Source organism: Bradyrhizobium sp. SZCCHNR1015, from assembly GCF_032489875.1.
GTDB lineage: Bacteria > Pseudomonadota > Alphaproteobacteria > Rhizobiales > Xanthobacteraceae > Bradyrhizobium.
This window is the reverse complement of sequence record NZ_JAUEYW010000027.1, coordinates 1-15,898: the sequence shown is the minus strand read 5'-3', so window position 1 is coordinate 15,898 and position 15,898 is coordinate 1. Positions and strand designations below refer to the sequence as shown.

16 protein-coding genes are annotated in these 15,898 nt (G+C 65.7%); 10 read left to right on the top strand and 6 right to left on the bottom strand.

Annotation, left to right across the window (positions count from 1 at the left end; all coding sequences use genetic code 11):
- Positions 1 to 397: 397 nt before the first annotated feature.
- Together fghA and QX128_RS31925 are read right to left on the bottom strand one after the other, a co-directional pair.
- A complete protein-coding gene (fghA, locus tag QX128_RS31930) occupies positions 398 to 1,243 on the bottom strand; it encodes an S-formylglutathione hydrolase (protein ID WP_315803710.1) in 846 nt (281 codons plus the stop codon).
- A gap of 85 nt (positions 1,244 to 1,328) precedes the next feature.
- Positions 1,329 to 1,949, bottom strand: coding sequence for a response regulator transcription factor (locus tag QX128_RS31925; protein ID WP_315803709.1), 621 nt, complete (start codon positions 1,947 to 1,949; stop codon positions 1,329 to 1,331).
- A 154-nt stretch (positions 1,950 to 2,103) separates the two neighbouring features.
- On the opposite strand from QX128_RS31925, the gene QX128_RS31920 reads away from it, so the two are divergent.
- Positions 2,104 to 3,450 (top strand): ATP-binding protein, encoded by a 1,347-nt coding sequence (locus tag QX128_RS31920; protein WP_315803708.1) that lies wholly within the window; start codon positions 2,104 to 2,106, stop codon positions 3,448 to 3,450.
- Positions 3,451 to 3,650: 200 nt separating this feature from the next.
- Complete coding sequence (locus QX128_RS31915; RefSeq protein WP_315803707.1) at positions 3,651 to 3,806, top strand: hypothetical protein; 156 nt, start codon at positions 3,651 to 3,653, stop codon at positions 3,804 to 3,806.
- An 81-nt stretch (positions 3,807 to 3,887) separates the two neighbouring features.
- On the opposite strand, the gene QX128_RS31910 is transcribed toward QX128_RS31915, so the two are convergent.
- Both QX128_RS31910 and QX128_RS31905 read right to left on the bottom strand, forming a co-directional pair.
- Positions 3,888 to 4,130: a bacterioferritin-associated ferredoxin gene (locus tag QX128_RS31910; protein WP_316179915.1), complete on the bottom strand. Its 243-nt coding sequence runs from the start codon at positions 4,128 to 4,130 to the stop codon at positions 3,888 to 3,890.
- A gap of 65 nt (positions 4,131 to 4,195) precedes the next feature.
- On the bottom strand, positions 4,196 to 5,062 hold the full coding sequence (locus QX128_RS31905) for a xanthine dehydrogenase (RefSeq protein ID WP_315803705.1): 867 nt from the start codon (positions 5,060 to 5,062) through the stop codon (positions 4,196 to 4,198).
- A gap of 397 nt (positions 5,063 to 5,459) precedes the next feature.
- Here QX128_RS31905 and QX128_RS31900 point away from each other — a divergent pair, with 397 nt between their 5' ends.
- The 7 genes from QX128_RS31900 to QX128_RS31870 all read left to right on the top strand — a co-directional run bounded on the left by QX128_RS31900 (position 5,460) and on the right by QX128_RS31870 (position 14,171).
- The gene (locus QX128_RS31900; RefSeq protein WP_316239538.1) at positions 5,460 to 6,308 is read left to right on the top strand and encodes an SDR family oxidoreductase; all 849 of its coding nucleotides are present in this window, start codon (positions 5,460 to 5,462) and stop codon (positions 6,306 to 6,308) included.
- A gap of 425 nt (positions 6,309 to 6,733) precedes the next feature.
- Positions 6,734 to 8,473 carry a nif-specific transcriptional activator NifA gene (gene nifA, locus QX128_RS31895; protein WP_316239537.1) on the top strand — a complete coding sequence of 580 codons (1,740 nt, stop codon included), beginning with the start codon at positions 6,734 to 6,736 and terminating at the stop codon, positions 8,471 to 8,473.
- 558 nt (positions 8,474 to 9,031) lie between these two features.
- Positions 9,032 to 9,226 carry a 4Fe-4S dicluster domain-containing protein gene (locus tag QX128_RS31890; RefSeq protein WP_006609648.1) on the top strand — a complete coding sequence of 65 codons (195 nt, stop codon included), beginning with the start codon at positions 9,032 to 9,034 and terminating at the stop codon, positions 9,224 to 9,226.
- Between the two features lie 38 nt (positions 9,227 to 9,264).
- Entirely contained in the window at positions 9,265 to 10,782 is a 1,518-nt protein-coding gene (gene sufB, locus QX128_RS31885) for a Fe-S cluster assembly protein SufB (protein WP_316239536.1), read from the top strand.
- 37 nt (positions 10,783 to 10,819) lie between these two features.
- Complete coding sequence (gene sufC, locus QX128_RS31880) at positions 10,820 to 11,581, top strand: Fe-S cluster assembly ATPase SufC (protein ID WP_315803701.1); 762 nt, start codon at positions 10,820 to 10,822, stop codon at positions 11,579 to 11,581.
- Positions 11,582 to 11,600: 19 nt separating this feature from the next.
- Positions 11,601 to 12,926 carry a Fe-S cluster assembly protein SufD gene (sufD, locus tag QX128_RS31875; RefSeq protein ID WP_316216998.1) on the top strand — a complete coding sequence of 442 codons (1,326 nt, stop codon included), beginning with the start codon at positions 11,601 to 11,603 and terminating at the stop codon, positions 12,924 to 12,926.
- Between the two features lie 3 nt (positions 12,927 to 12,929).
- On the top strand, positions 12,930 to 14,171 hold the full coding sequence (locus tag QX128_RS31870; protein WP_315803801.1) for a cysteine desulfurase: 1,242 nt from the start codon (positions 12,930 to 12,932) through the stop codon (positions 14,169 to 14,171).
- A 289-nt stretch (positions 14,172 to 14,460) separates the two neighbouring features.
- On the opposite strand, the gene QX128_RS31865 is transcribed toward QX128_RS31870, so the two are convergent.
- Together QX128_RS31865 and QX128_RS31860 are read right to left on the bottom strand one after the other, a co-directional pair.
- Positions 14,461 to 14,922, bottom strand: coding sequence for a SufE family protein (locus QX128_RS31865; protein WP_316239535.1), 462 nt, complete (start codon positions 14,920 to 14,922; stop codon positions 14,461 to 14,463).
- Between the two features lie 13 nt (positions 14,923 to 14,935).
- Positions 14,936 to 15,361: a response regulator gene (locus QX128_RS31860; protein ID WP_315803698.1), complete on the bottom strand. Its 426-nt coding sequence runs from the start codon at positions 15,359 to 15,361 to the stop codon at positions 14,936 to 14,938.
- A gap of 448 nt (positions 15,362 to 15,809) precedes the next feature.
- On the opposite strand from QX128_RS31860, the gene QX128_RS33275 reads away from it, so the two are divergent.
- On the top strand, positions 15,810 to 15,898 hold an 89-nt coding region (locus tag QX128_RS33275), incomplete at its 3' end, for a hypothetical protein (protein WP_410051481.1).

Here is a 15,898-nt window from a genome sequence, read left to right as displayed (position 1 = left end):
TGGTCACCGTGCGCGACGACACGCTTCTCACGCGCCGCCACGGGGGCATCGGCATCGGGATGCCAGGACCACGCGACTTGGCCGTACGCCGCGGCGCGTTCGTCCGCATGCTCTCGCGAGCATGCTGCGCGCCGCCGGCGTCCACCGCATCCCGCCTCCACGTTCGTGACGACCGCGATACGCCCTCTCGACGAGGCGGGATGGCGCGATACAATCATGTATTCTGGAAAAGCGAAAGCAGAATCTTTTTCCCCGACGCACTGGACACGGTGATCGCCTTGCGCGGCCTGCGGAAATCGGCCTGCGCGCGCAGCAGATGATCGGGCGGTGAAGATCATGACATTGCCTCGACGGCGCGCGATCGCGCCCGTCGGGCAAATCAAGGCCGCGGCTGATGTCAGCGGCCGAGCCGCGCGGCGTGCCAGCGCAGATGATCGGCCATGTAGGTCGAGATGAAGTAGTAGCTGTGGTCGTAGCCCTCCTGCTTGCGCAGCAGCAGCGGGATGTGGGCCTTGTCGCAAGCGGCCTTGAGCAACTCCGGGCGCAACTGCTGGGTCAGGAACTGATCGGCGGTGCCGACATCGACCAGCAGGTCGGAGACGCGCGCGCCGTCCTCGATCAGCGCCACCGCATCGTGCTTGCGCCACGCCGCCTTGTCGGCGCCGAGATAGCCGCCCAGGGCCTTCTCGCCCCACGGCACCTGCGACGGCGCGACGATCGGCGAGAACGCGCTGGCCGCGCGGTAGCGGTCGGGGTTGCGCAACGCCACCGTGAGCGCGCCATGGCCGCCCATCGAGTGGCCCATCACCGACTGCCGGCGCGGATCGACCGGGAAGTTTGCCGCGACCACGCTCGGCAGCTCCTCGGTGACGTAGCTCCACATCCGGTAGTTCTTCGCGAACGGTGCCTCGGTCGCGTCGACATAGAAGCCGGCGCCGAGGCCGAAATCATAGGCGTTGTTGGGATCGCCGGGCACGCCGTCGCCGCGCGGCGAAGTGTCGGGCGCCACAAAGACCAGGCCGAGCTCGGCGCAGGCGGCGCGAAACTCGCCCTTCTCGGTGACGTTGGCGTGGGTGCAGGTCAGGCCGGAGAGATACCAGACGACCGGCAGCTTCGCGCCGTCGGCATGCGGCGGCACGAACACCGAGAACGTCATCTCGGTCCTGGTCTCCTGGCTGGCGTGGCGGTAGACGCCCTGGACGCCGCCATGGGATTTGTTCTGGGAGACGGTCGTGAGCGTCATGGGATCACCTGTTCGGCAATGATGTCGGGCTGTTGGCGTGGCTATCGCCAACGCGTGTCAGGCTGCGTCGTTCAATCGGGACGAGTCAAGCAACGCCGTTCTCGATCGCCAAACGCACCAGCTCGCCGGATGTTCGCACGCCGAGCTTCTGGCGGATGATCGAGGAGGTGTTGGCGACGGTCTTGTAGGACGAGTGGATCAGCCAGGCAATCTCGGACAGGCTCTTGCCGGCGCTGAGCAGGCGCAGGATCTCGAGCTCGCGCGAGGTCAGTTTCGCCAGCGGGCTCTGCGCGACGGCGGCGCCCGCGAACGCGATGCTGCGCGCGATCGCCGGCGGCAGATAGCTGCCGCCGCGGGCGACCTCGCGGATCGCCTCGGCGAGATCGTTCGGATCGCCGCTCTTGGAGACGTAGCCCTTGGCGCCGATGTCGATGGCGCGCGCCGCGAACACCGGATCGTCGTTCATGCTGAACATGATCAGCCGGGCATTGCCGTCGTGGGCGAGGATGCGCCGCGCCAGCTCGAAGCCGGAGACGGTCGGCAGGTTGATGTCGACGACGCAGACGTCCGGCCGGCGCGCGATGAAGCCGGCTTCGCCGCTCTCGGCGTCCGCGGCTTCGATCAGCTCGAGCTCCGGATCGGTCGAGAGCAGGGCCCGGCAGCCTGATGCCACAATGGGATGGTCATCGACGATCAGTACGCGCATGGCCTTGGGGTCCCGGACTTCCAACTCGCGTCATTGTTGCGATGCATCATTAATGCATGCTGCGCGGTATTGCATGATGTTGCAATTAGATCGCCGGCGGATTTGTCTGTCAATGTGAGTGCGCATGAAACCCGGTGGCGGTGAGGCGGAGAGAATGTGGCAGAATTGGTCGTTGCGGACCCGCATCAACGTGCTGCTGGCGCTGCTGCTGACGCTGGGCCTCGCCATCAACATCGGCCGTCTCGTGCTGGAGGCGGCGCCGCGCGTGCTGGCGGAGGACCAGAGCGTCATCCGCCTGACGCGGGCCTTCGTCGAGACCATCATGGACGAGGTCAACGACGCGCCGGATCCGAACGCGCGGCTGGACCGGATCGTCGGCGATCTCCGACAGCTTCGTCACGTCAGCGTGAGACGGCAGGGAATGCCGGCGCAGACTCCGCCCTCTCCCGGCGTCGGCCGCGCGGCACCGGCGTGGTTCATCGCACTGGTGCATCCCGACAAGACCTCGGTCAGCATGCCGGTCATCGTCGCCGGCCAAAGTGACTCGCTGGTGATCACCTCGCATCCCGACGACGAGATCGCGGAGATCTGGGACGGCATCGTCACCCAGCTCGTCGTCGGCTCGCTGGTCGGGCTGGCGTTGTTCGCGATCACCATGCTCGTCGTCGGCCGCGCGCTGGCGCCGCTTTCGGATCTGTCGGACGCGATGAGCCGGATCGAGGCCGGCGCCTACGATACCCGCGTCAAGCCGGGCGGCGCGCCCGAGCTCGCGGCGCTCTGCGCCAAGCTCAACCATCTCGCCGGCGCGCTCGGCGAGGCGGTGGAGGAGAAGCGCCGCCTCGCCGAGCGCACGGTGTCGCTGCAGGACCACGAGCGCAAGGAAATCGCGCGCGAGCTGCATGACGAGTTCGGGCCGCATTTGTTCGCGCTGCGCGCCCATGCCAGCGCGCTGATGCGATTGCCGGAGGCTGCGACGCTCGACGTCGCCGCGATGCGCCGGCACGGCCAGGCGATCCTCGACCAGGTCAACGCCGTGCAGCAGTTCAACCGCCGCATCCTGGAGCGGCTGCGGCCCGTCGGCCTCGCCGAGCTTGGCTTACGCGAGGCGCTCGGCGCTTTGGTGCGGCTGTGGCGGGAGTCGCGCCCGGAGGTCGCGATCGAGACCAGCTTCACCGACACGGTCGTGCGCAGCAACGAGACGGCGGAGCTGACGATCTACCGGGTGGTGCAGGAGGCGCTGACCAACGTGTTCCGCCACGCCGAGGCCACCGCGGTCGACGTCACCATCGAGCCGCTGCAGCAGACGACGGCCGGCCATCGCCGCAGCTACACGCGGGTGCGCGTCCGCGACGATGGCCGCGGGTTCAGCCCGGAGCACAAGCTCGGCTTCGGCCTCACCGGCATGCGCGAGCGGCTGCTGGCGCTGGGGGGCACCCTGACGGTGGCCTCCACCGGCGCCGGCGTCACGATCGAGGCGATGGTGCCGGCCGACGCGGCGTGAGTCCGGCCGCAACGAACCATCCGACCGGCTATTCGCAATTTGCAGCGCGGAGCACGCGGCGGCAGCTCCGCGGCAGATCGCCTATGGCGAGCATGCCTTGGAACTTCGTCTCGTCCCGATGATTGCCACGCAGGTCACACCGTCGAGGCGTGCCACCGAGGATCCCGCCGGGTGAGCGCGAGCGGACAAGGAGCGAGCTGATGAGCAAGGAAACGCCGAAGGACGATCCGCGCCAGAAAAGCGACTGGGGCTCGATGAAGCAGACCGACAAGCCCTGGGCCGAGAAGCCGGAGAAGGAGCAGCGCTCGGAGGCGGCCAAGGACCTGGAGACGTGGAGCGAGAGCAACACGCATTGAGGTGACGGACTGCGATGCGGATAGACGTGTGCAGCTCGGCGTTGTCGCCTTTGTCCGACATCCGACAAATCCGTGTCGGAGCTACGCGGCGGACATCATCGCGCACGGCGCCGGCTCGGGCTGCACCGGCCACACCGCCGCGACGGCCGTGTCAGCCTGCCGCTCGTCGAGAATCCGTTTCACCGAGCGCGAGCAGAGGCCGCATTGGACCGTGCAGCCGAGACAATCATACACTTGCGCCGGCGAGCCGAAGGTGATGTCGGCCGCCGTGACGACGTCGCGAATGGCCGTGTCGCTGATGACGTTGCAGGAACAGATGATCATGGCTGTTGCTCGCTCCTGCAAACGATAAGCAACCGGGATGCCAAGGCCGGCGCGCAGGGCGCGGGCTAATCAGAATCGTTCGAAACGATCTGATCCGCGGGCAGGTCCGCGGGCAGGCTCGCGCTCGTCCTGATGCAGTGCGCGACATGCAGCCGCATGGCGGCCAGCGTCGCCTGGGCGAGTGCCTGTCCCTGCGCATCGATCCCGGTCCACTGCGCATGACGGCCGCGTGGATCGATCTCGGCGAGCGCGATGCCGGCCGGCAGGTCGCTGCCGTCGCGGACGATGCCGCGCAGGATGCCGTCATGGGGGGCCGTGACCGGCGCGCCGGAGAGATGGCCGATCACGAAGCCCTTGTAGATGCGCGTGCCGATCTCGATCGGAGTATGCCATCGGCCCTCATGCGGCGAATGCACCAGGCACTCGACGCCGACGAGCGCGCCGACATCATCCGTTGCCAGCGTCCAGCCCTGGCGTACGATCTGGCCGACCCGGTCCGGCCGGGTCTCGATCGCGATATCGCAATTGGCCGACGGCGAGAAACCCGGACCGATGCCGATCGAGAGCCGCGTCATGCCGCGCAGGTCCGGGGTCACTTCGCGCCTCTGCATCCGCGCGTCGATCAGGACGTCGATGGTACGGACCGGCAGGAGATCGAGCAATCCAAGTGGGGTGACGAGGACGTGCCGGGGATTGCCGAGCGCCTTGAACACCTCCATCGTGCTCTCGATGCGCTCGCCGGTCACGTTCTCGACGCGGACCGTGTCGCCGAACAGGGCGTCGTGAAACGCCATCTTGCGGCGCATGACCGGCGGATTGGGATCATGCGACAGCACCACGCAGAAGCCGGCACGATGCAGATGCACGCCGATCGCCGACGCGACGTCGTTGGTCCCGAGGACCACGGCGAAGCGCACTGCATTCGTCCCCATGTCCTGGTCCATACGCTGTTGGCGTCTCGTGGCTGTCCGTCGTTCGACTGACAAGCGGTCTTCCAGTTCGAATGATCGGTTCCGTCGAGCAAGAGTTGGACCATCGGCCATCGTTCTGAAAACGATCGCGCTTTGACGGTCTTGCGAAGGACGCGGTCCAAAGCCGACGCGAGATGTGTCCAGAACCCGCCAATCTGTCGCGAACCCGACAGGAAAAGGCTGCTTTGCCCGCTGTTTTCGCTGGCCCGGAATCTGCACAGCCGGAGCATGGCGATACCACTGGTATTTCCGATCGTCGCGGAGCCTGCGCCCAGACCACGTCTGAGGCAAAGGCAGCAGCCGAAGCTCGGTAGCCGGCGTCCTGGTGGCGTTGCGGCGCAGGATCAGGACGGATGAGGTGAGCCTCGATCTCGACCAGGACGTCCGCGAACCCGTCATCGAGGCGGCCGAGACCATCACGGCGTGCCCGTTCCATCGAGACATGGCCGCCGCCGAGCGGCCCGCGCGCACCGAGCAGAAAACGCTCGTGCTGACCGGCGGCTCGCGCGGCATCGGTCATGCGACCGCAAAGCTGTTCTCCGACGCCGGCTGGCGCATCATCACCTGCTCGCGCCAGCCTTTCGATGGCGGCCGCTGTCCGTGGGACGCCGGTCCCGACAATCACGTCCAGGTCGATCTCAGCGATCGCAAGGCGATCCCGCGTGCGATTGCCGACATCAAGCAGCGGCTCGACGGCGCGCCGCTGCATGCCTTGATCAACAATGCCGCGATCTCTCCGAAGGCCGGCGACGGCGGCCGGCTGGATTCGCTGTCGACCTCGGTCGAAACCTGGATGACCGTCTTTCACGTCAATTTTCTCGGACCGATCCTGCTGGCGCGCGGGCTGTTCGAGGAGCTGAAGCGCGGGCAGGGCGCGGTCGTCAACGTGACCTCGATCGTCGGCACACGCGTCCATCCGTTTGCGGGCACAGCCTATGCGACCTCGAAGGCGGCGCTCGCCTGCCTGACTCGCGAGATGGCGCACGACTTCGCGCCGCATGGCATCCGCGTCAACGCCATCGCGCCGGGCGAGATCAAGACCGAGATGGTGTCGCCGGAGACCGAGGCGCGGTTCTCGCCGCTGATTCCGATGCGCCGGATCGGCGCGCCGGAAGAGGTCGCCAAGGTGCTGTTCTTTTTGTGCTCGGATGCGGCGAGCTACGTGACCGGCGAGGAGATTCAGATCAACGGGGGGCAGCACCTCTAGGTTGATCACAGCCGCGCGCGGCCGACACGCGGATGTGAACGCGTCATGCCGCGGCTGGCAGCCGAAGGAGTCGAGCGGCGGGCCGGACGTGGAAAGTTGGTGTTCAGGTGTTGTCCGTTGCGATCCGGTCGCAAACATGCCGGCGGATACGCGAATACTAGATGTCGAGAAGACAACGCGAAATCGTCAGGCGCATCGTCTTTGCCGCCCGGGCGGACGTGCAATGCACGCATCGTCACGGGTGCAAACTAATTTGTTAACATCATGAAAGCCTGCAGCTTTTCTGATCTGTCCGTTGCACACTACTTCTGCGGCAATGCAGCAAAGTTAGGCACGACAATCATCTGCGGTTAAGGGAGGATGTTAGAACACCTACAATCACGGGCGGCTTCACCAAGGCGTTCGTGACGATCAGAGAAGCGACGATGGTCCAAACGGAAACACGTCAGGTCGAAGCTCAGGACGTCAGGTCCAACGCCGCGCCGATCCCGCTCAGCGAGATCGCGCTGACCGGAATTTTCGAAATCTCGAAAATTCTCGCCGCGCCGACGCGGCTGGAGATCACCCTCGCCAATGTCGTCAACCTGTTGCAGTCCTTCATGCAGATGCGCCACGGCGTGGTGTCGCTGCTCGCCGATGACGGCATTCCCGATCTCGCAGTCGGGGCCGGGTGGAGCGAAGGCAGCGACCAGCGTTATCGCGAGCGCCTGCCGCAGAAGGCCATTGACCAGATCGTCGCCACCGCCGTGCCGCTGATCGCCGAGAACGTCGCCGATCATCCCGCCTTCAGCGATGCGGATGCGGCCACGCTCGGCGCCGGCGCCGACACCCGTGTGTCCTTCCTCGGTGTTCCCATCCGCATCGACCAGCGCGTCGTCGGCACCCTGACGATCGACCGGGTCTGGGACGGCCGCGCCGTCTTCCGGCTGGATTCCGATGTGCGCTTCCTGACCATGGTCGCCAATCTGATCGGCCAGACCATCAAGCTGCATCGCGTCGTGGCGCGCGACCGCGAGCGGTTGATGGCGGAAAGCCACCGGCTGCAGAAGGAGCTCTCGGAACTGAAGCCGGTGTCGAAGGATCGCAAGAGGGTGCTGGTCGACGGCATCGTCGGCGACAGCCCGGCGCTGCGCGCGCTGCTGGAGAAGATCAACGTCGTCGCCAAGTCGAATGCGCCGGTGCTGCTGCGCGGGGAATCCGGCACCGGCAAGGAGCTGGTGGCGAAGGCGATCCATGAACTGTCCAATCGCGCGAAGCGGCCGTTCATCAAGATCAACTGCGCCGCATTGCCGGAGACGGTGCTGGAGTCGGAGCTGTTCGGCCACGAGAAGGGCGCCTTCACGGGCGCGATCAACGCTCGCAAGGGCCGCTTCGAACTGGCCGACAAGGGCACATTGTTCCTCGACGAGATCGGCGAGATCTCCCCGGCGTTCCAGGCCAAGCTGCTGCGCGTGCTGCAGGAGCAGGAGTTCGAGCGCGTCGGCGGCAACCAGACCATCAAGGTCGACGTCCGCATCGTCACCGCCACCAACCGCAATCTCGAGGAGGCGGTGTCGCGCAACGAGTTCCGCGCCGACCTCTACTACCGCATCAGCGTGGTGCCGATCAAATTGCCGCCGCTGCGCGAGCGGCGCAGCGACATCCCGCAGTTGGCGCGCGAGTTCCTGCGCCGCTTCAATTGCGAGAACGAGCGCGATCTCACCTTCGACGTCAGCGCCATCGAGGTGCTGATGCATTGCGGCTTTCCTGGCAATGTGCGCGAGCTGGAGAACTGCGTGCAGCGGACCGCGACCATGGCGACGGGCTCGGCGATCGGCATGGACGACTTCGCCTGCAGTCGCAACGAGTGCATGTCGGCGATCCTGTGGAAGGGCAATACGGTGACGCCTCCGCCGCCGCGCGGCCAGCCGATGGTGCCGCTGCCGATCCTGCCGCGGACGTCGGCGCCGGTCGAGGCTCCCGTCGAGCTGCCGGCGATCGATGCCGATGACGGCGAGTATTCCGATAGCATGGAGGGCGGCGCTGTGCCGGAGCGCGACCGCATCGTGCAGGCGATGGAGCGGTCCGGCTGGGTCCAGGCCAAGGCCGCGCGCCTGCTCGGCCTCACGCCGCGCCAGATCGGCTACGCGCTGAAGAAGCACAACATCGAGGTCAAGCGGTTCTGAGCGGCCTGGCTTCGGCTCTTTGAAGGGCGCGCGGCTGGCGCGCCCTTTTGTTTGGGCGCACGCTGCGGTCGACCGCTGCAGTCATCGTGAGAGTCGAGCTTTCAACCACGGTGGCGGTCGGCTCCCCTCCCCCTTGCGGGGAGGGGTTGGGGGTGGGGGTCTCCGAACGCAAATCGTTGTGAGTGCATTCGATCGTTATGCAGGTCTTGCCGCGGCTTACGCTCGGTTGCTCAGCGGTTCGATGTATCAACGATGGCCGGTGTCCTCGACATCAGCGCGCATCACATGCCGCGTGCGCGTGGACCCACACCCCCGACCCCTCCCCGCAAGGGGGAGGGGAGCGCACCGTCGTCGCGGTTGGCAGTCCGATTTCGGAGACTACCGCTTACCTCGCGTCCTGTCGCACTTGCGACATGCTGTCGGGAGAGCGACAGCTCGCCGTGACCGGTGAACTTTAGAATCCTCCTTAGAAATCAACCAAATGCTCTCTGGCACGGCGCTTGAAAGATAACGCGCGAATGACATCGCTCGATGTCGCAGGAATCGCGGGAGCTGCACATGACCTACAAGATCATCGCCTCACAATGCACGGTCTGCGGGGCATGCGAGTTCGAGTGCCCGAACGCAGCCATTCGGCTCAAGAACGACATGTACATCATCGATCCGAAGAAGTGCACGGAGTGCGAAGGCCATTTCGACGCGCCGCAATGCGCTGCTGTCTGTCCGGTGCCGGACACCTGCGTCCCTGCCTGACGCGGGCCGCGGCGGAAACATTGCAAGCGGAGTGAGCGATGGCAGCAATTCAGGAGACCATTGATCGGGTCAAGGGCATTGACGTCGATCAATATCGCTACGGATTCGAGACCGTCATCGAATCCGAGAAGGCTCCGAAGGGGCTGTCGGAAGACACCATCCGCTTCATCTCGGCCAAGAAGAACGAGCCGGCCTGGATGCTGGAATGGCGGCTGGAGGCCTATCGCCGCTGGCTGACCATGACCGAGCCGACCTGGGCACGGGTCGGCTATCCCAGGATCGACTATCAGGATCTCTATTATTACGCCGCGCCGAAGCCGAAGAAGAAGGTGGCCTCGCTCGACGAGATCGATCCGGAAATCCTGAAAACCTACGAAAAGCTCGGCATTCCCCTGCGCGAGGTCGAAATCCTCGAGGGCGTCGAGCGGCCTGCGGCGGCGGAAGCCAATGTCGACGGCGAGGCGGCTGCGCCGCGCAGCAGGATCGCGGTCGATGCCGTGTTCGACTCGGTGTCGGTGGCGACGACGTTCAAGGAGGAGCTGAAAAAGGCCGGCGTGATCTTCATGCCGATCTCCGAGGCGCTGCGCGAGCACCCGGACCTCGTGCAGAAATATCTCGGCACGGTGGTGCCGACCACCGACAATTATTTCGCCACGCTCAATTCGGCGGTCTTCTCCGACGGTTCGTTCGTCTACATCCCGCCGGGCGTGCGCTGTCCGATGGAGCTGTCGACCTATTTCCGCATCAACGAGCGCAACACCGGCCAGTTCGAGCGCACCCTGATCATCGCCGACAAGGGCGCCTACGTCTCCTATCTCGAAGGCTGCACCGCGCCGCAGCGCGACGAGAACCAGCTCCATGCCGCCGTGGTCGAGCTGGTCGCGCTCGATGATGCCGAGATCAAATATTCGACGGTGCAGAACTGGTACCCCGGCAATTCGGAAGGGGTCGGCGGCATCTACAATTTCGTCACCAAGCGTGGCGACTGCCGCGGCACCAATTCCAAGATCTCCTGGACCCAGGTCGAGACGGGATCGGCGATCACCTGGAAATATCCGAGCTGCATCCTGCGTGGCGACAATTCCAGCGGCGAGTTCTACTCGATCGCGATCTCCAACGGCTTCCAGCAGGTCGACAGCGGCACCAAGATGATCCATCTCGGCAAGAACACGTCGAGCCGGATCATCTCCAAGGGCATCGCCGCCGGAACGTCGCAGAACACCTATCGCGGCCTCGTCAGCGCGCATCGCAAGGCGTCGGGGGCGCGCAACTTCACCGCCTGCGACTCGCTCTTGATCGGCGACAAATGCGGCGCACACACCGTGCCCTACATCGAGGCGAAGAATTCCTCGGCGGTGTTCGAGCACGAGGCAACCACGTCCAAGATCTCCGAGGACGTGCTGTTCTACTGCATCCAGCGCGGCCTTAGCCAAGAGGAAGCGGTCGGCCTCGTCGTCAACGGCTTCGTCAAGGACGTGCTGCAGCAATTGCCGATGGAATTCGCCGTCGAGGCGCAGAAGCTGATCTCGATCTCGCTCGAAGGTTCGGTTGGATGACGGCGTCGCGCGGCGACAACATCAGAAGGAGTGTTCGATGACGGCCCTGCTCGAAATCAAGGGACTCCACGCCGAGATCGCCGGCGGACGGAAGATCATCCAGGGCCTGGACCTGACCGTGAACAAGGGCGAGATCCACGCCATCATGGGGCCGAACGGTGCCGGCAAGTCGACGCTGTCCTACGTGCTCGCCGGCAAGCCCGGCTACGAGGTCACCGCCGGTGAGGTCTATCTCAACGGCGAGGACCTGCTGGCGATGGCTGCCGACGAGCGCGCCGCCAAGGGTGTGTTCCTCGCGTTCCAATACCCGCTGGAGATCCCCGGCGTTGCCACCCTGACGTTCCTGCGCGCCGCCTTCAATGCCCAGCGCAAGGCGCGCGGCGAGGAGGAGCTGTCGTCGCCCGACCTGATCAAGCGCGTGCGCGAGATCGCCAAGACCCTGAACATCGACGCCGACATGCTGAAGCGGCCGCTCAATGTCGGCTTCTCCGGCGGCGAGAAGAAGCGCAACGAGACCCTGCAGATGGCGCTGCTGCAGCCCTCGCTCTGCGTGCTCGACGAAACCGATTCCGGTCTCGACATCGATGCGCTGAAGGTCGTCGCCAACGGCGTCAACGCGCTGCGCTCCGCTGAGCGCGGCATGATCGTGATCACCCATTATCAGCGGCTGCTCGACTACATCGTGCCCGACATCGTCCACGTGTTCGCGGCAGGGCGCATCGTCCGCACCGGGACCGCGGACCTCGCGCGCGAGCTCGAGGCGACCGGTTACGCCCAGTATCAGAGCGAAGCGGCGTAAGAGCGCGAGGAGCACGAGCATGGGCGTCGCGATCCGCAAGACCAAGGCCGAGCTCGGACTGGCCGATCTGTATCAGGGCGCCCGCCGCTATCTGCCGGGTGGCGAGGAGATCACGGCGGTGCGCGCCGCCGCATTCGACCGCTTCAACGCGGTCGGCCTGCCGCATCGGCGCGTCGAAGCCTGGCGCTACACCGATCTTCGCACGCAGATGAAGGAGGCGAAGCGTCTCGCTTCGCTTCCGGACGATGCTGCGAAGGCCAAGGCGCGCGAGGCGCGCGACTTGTTCGCCGGCGCCGGCTTTCGCAAGCTGATGGTCGTCGACGGCGCCTTCGTGCCCGAGCTGTCGGACCTCGCCGATCTCGAGACTGGCCTCACCATCCAGCCGATGGCCGACGCGCTCGCCGCCGACAAGCCGCTGCTGTCGCAGCGTCTCGGCCCGATGGTGCCGGACGACGATCCGGCGCTGGCGCTCAACACCGCGCTGGCCGCCAATGGGGTCGTGATCCTGGTCGCACCGGGCACCGTGCTGAGCCGGCCGATCCATGTCGCCTTCGTCACGACCAACTGGGTCGCGACCTCGATGTTCACGCGGTCGCTGGTCAATATCGGTGCCGGCGCCAGCGCCACCATAGTCGAGACGCATCAGGGACCCGACGGCAGCGAGTATCAGGTGAACGCCGCAATGCAACTCGTCGTCGGCGACGAGGCGCGGATCGATCACGTCAAGGTCGTCAGCGAGGGCAACAGCGCGCTGCATATCGGCTCGCTGCTCGCCAATATCGGCGCGCGCGCGACCTTCAACCAGCTCGGCTTCGTTGCCGGCGGCGGCCTGGTGCGCAATCAGCTGTTCGTCCGCCTTGCGGGTGAGGGCACCGTCGCCGATATCCGCGGCGGCGCGCTGCTGTCGGGCACGCAGCATGCCGATGCCACGCTCGCTATCGAGCACGCCGCCGAGAACGGCCAGAGCCGCGAGACCTTCAAGGCCGTCGTCGGCGATACCGCGCGCGCGGTGTTCCAGGGCAAGATCACCGTCAGCCCCGGCGCGCAGAAGACCGACGCCAAGATGATGTCGCGGGCGCTGCTGTTGTCCGACGAGGCCGAGGCCGACAGCAAGCCGGAGCTCGAGATCTTCGCCGACGACGTGCAGTGTGGTCACGGCACGACCACCGGCGCCATCGACGATGAGCTGTTGTTCTACTTGATGGCGCGCGGCATTCCGCCCAAGGAGGCCAAGGCGCTGCTGATCCAGGCCTTCATCGGCGAGATCATCGAAGGCGCGGCCAATGAGAGCGTGCGGGCGGCGCTGACCGAGGCGATGCTGGGCTGGCTCGGACGACGGGAGTAGATGATGCATGCAGCGGTGCAGGGAAGCGGCTACGACGTCGGCCGCATCCGGGCGGATTTTCCCATCCTCGGCATGCAGGTGCACGGCAAGCCGCTGGTCTATCTCGACAACGCCGCCTCGGCGCAGAAGCCGCAGGCGGTGCTCGACCGGATGAACCAGGTCTATACGTCCGAATATGCCAACGTGCATCGCGGCCTGCATCATCTCGCCAACGCCGCCACCGAGGCCTATGAGGGCGCCCGTGCCAAGGTCGCGGCGTTCCTCAATGCTGAGAGCCCGGAGCAGATCATCTTCACCCGCGGCGCCACCGAGGCGGTGAACCTGGTGGCGCAGACCTTCGGGCGCGAGCGCATCGGGCCCGGTGACGAGATCGTGCTCTCGATCATGGAGCACCACGCCAATATCATTCCCTGGCATTTCCTCAGGGAGCGCCAGGGTGCTGTCATCAAATGGGCTCCGGTCGATGACGATGGCAACTTCCTGCTCGACGAATTCGAGAAGCTCCTGAGCCCGCGCACCAGGATGGTGGCGATGACGCAGATGTCGAACGTGCTCGGCACCGTCGTTCCGGTCAAGGAGGTCATCCGCATCGCGCACGCCCGCGGCATTCCCGTGCTGGTCGACGGCTCGCAGGCCGCCGTGCACATGGAGGTCGACGTCCGCGATCTCGACGCCGACTTCTACTGCGTCACCGGGCACAAGATCTATGGTCCGACCGGCATTGGCGCGCTCTACGGCAAGCGCGAGCTCCTGGCCGCGATGCCGCCGTTCAACGGCGGCGGCGAGATGATCCGCGAGGTCTCGCGGGACTTTGTCACCTATGGCGACCCGCCGCATCGCTTCGAGGCCGGCACGCCGCCGATCGTTGAAGCGGCTGGGCTCGGCGCGGCGATCGATTACGTCGCCTCGATCGGCAAGCAGCGCATCGCGGCGCACGAGCATGATCTCGTCGCCTATGCCACCGAGCAGCTGCGCGAGATCAACTCGCTGCGCATCATCGGCAATGCCGCCGACAAGGGCGCGATCGTCTCGTTCGAGATGCAGGGCGCCCACGCCCACGACTTCGCCACCGTCATCGACCGCTCCGGCGTCGCGGTCCGCGCCGGCACCCATTGCGCCATGCCGCTGCTGGAACGCTTCGGCGTGACGGCGACCTGCCGTGCCTCGTTCGCGATGTACAACACGCGGGAAGAGGTCGATGTCCTCGTGCGCGCGCTGAGGAAGGCGCAGGAGTTTTTCGCGTAGAGACGACTTGCCCTACGCTTGATGATCGCAAAGAGACGGTGCCGATTGATGCGCCCTCTCCCCTTGTGGGAGAGGGCAGCACCGCTGTGAGTCCCAGGCAAACTCGGGTGAGGGGTTGTCTCCGCGAGCCACGACCGTCTGAATATGCCGAGACAACCCCTCACCCGGCGGCCCAGGGCGATGCTTCGCATCGCCAGGGGCCGCCACCCTCTCCCACAAGGGGAGAGGGTGCACCACCGCTGCCGCGACAAGCTGTACTAATCAACGAAACGAATTGAAAAGCGGGATCTCATGCCGCCGCCGCGAGCGCCGCCTGCGCATCCGCCTTGATGCGGCTGACCATCGAGCGGAAGCCGTTGGAGCGCTGGGGCGTGAGATGCTCGCGTAGGCCGAGCTTCTCGAACAGGGCGATCGGATCGGCGGCCAGGATCTCGCTTGCCGTGCGGCCCGACACCATGGCCAGGAGGATCGCGACCAGGCCGCGAACGATGTGGGCGTCGCTGTCGCCGATGAAGTGGAGCGCCGGTGCTGCGGCGTCGTGCCGCACGGTGGTGGCGAGCCAGACCTGGCTGGTGCAGCCCTGCACCTTGTTGCCATCATTGCGGTCGGCGTCGGGCAGCGGCGGGAGGCCGCGGCCGAGCTCAATCACATAGCGGTAGCGGTCGTCCCAGTCGTCGAGCAGCGCGAAATTCTCGACGATGTCCTCGATGTCCGGCGCCCCCGGCGCCGTGGTCTGGGTCATCTTCAACATCAGGCTCTCCGTGTCACCGGCTGATCTCCGTGGATATGCGGGCCGGCGATGCCGTCGGGCCCGGTTCGCTCCCGCGCCGTGCCAGCACGGAATCGACCGCGTGCGTGACGCCGTCGAAAGTGATCGGCTTGGCGATGATGGCTTCCGCGCCCTGCTGCAGGCCGGCCAACGCGAGCGGCGATCGGGTCGATCCCGCGACCACGATGATGCCAGCCTGATGCATCTTCCGGGCAAGCATGCCGACGGTCTCGGCGCCGTCGTCCTCCAGGATGCTGCTCCCGACCAGGACGGCATCGGGTGTGGCCCGCACGGCCTTGCTCAGTGCATCCGCGGTCTCCGCGAAGGTGAAGGTCTCGTGACGCTCGCTGAGAATGTAGCCGAGCGCCGAGCGGATCACCTGATCGGCTTCAATGACAAAGACGCGCGCCTTGCTCGCCATCAAAAGTACTCCTGCTGGCCCGTTCGAAAGCGGGTTTGATCTACATCAAGCAAACTCCGTACCGCCGCTCCTGGCCGGCCTCGGCGAGCGTTCCGCGGTGTTCTCTACGGAAGCGTCGCTCGGAGCCGCGGCGGCATGTGTCGTTTCGGACAGCACGGCGCGGGAGCGTCGGGTGAAAACCCCCGATGTCGGATTTGCAACAAGTACATCCTAGCGCCGAGCTTGGCCGCATCTCTTTCAAAACATGGCCTTTTTAACGATTCCAAAGCTCTGGCACATCAGTTGCAAAACTGGGCTCAGGCAAAGGTTGAGGGCTGAGTGCACGCCGACGCTTCGGACGAGCGATGCTCTCCTTCCCAATAACCCGTCTGCCGGTTCTGGAGAGAGGACGCGGTCTCGTCATGCAAGGCGCATGCGGGACATTGGCAATCGGTTGATGGAGAGCAGAATGTCATCACTTCGACAAATCGCATTCTACGGCAAAGGCGGCATCGGCAAATCGACGACGTCGCAGAACACGCTCGCGGCGCTCGCCGA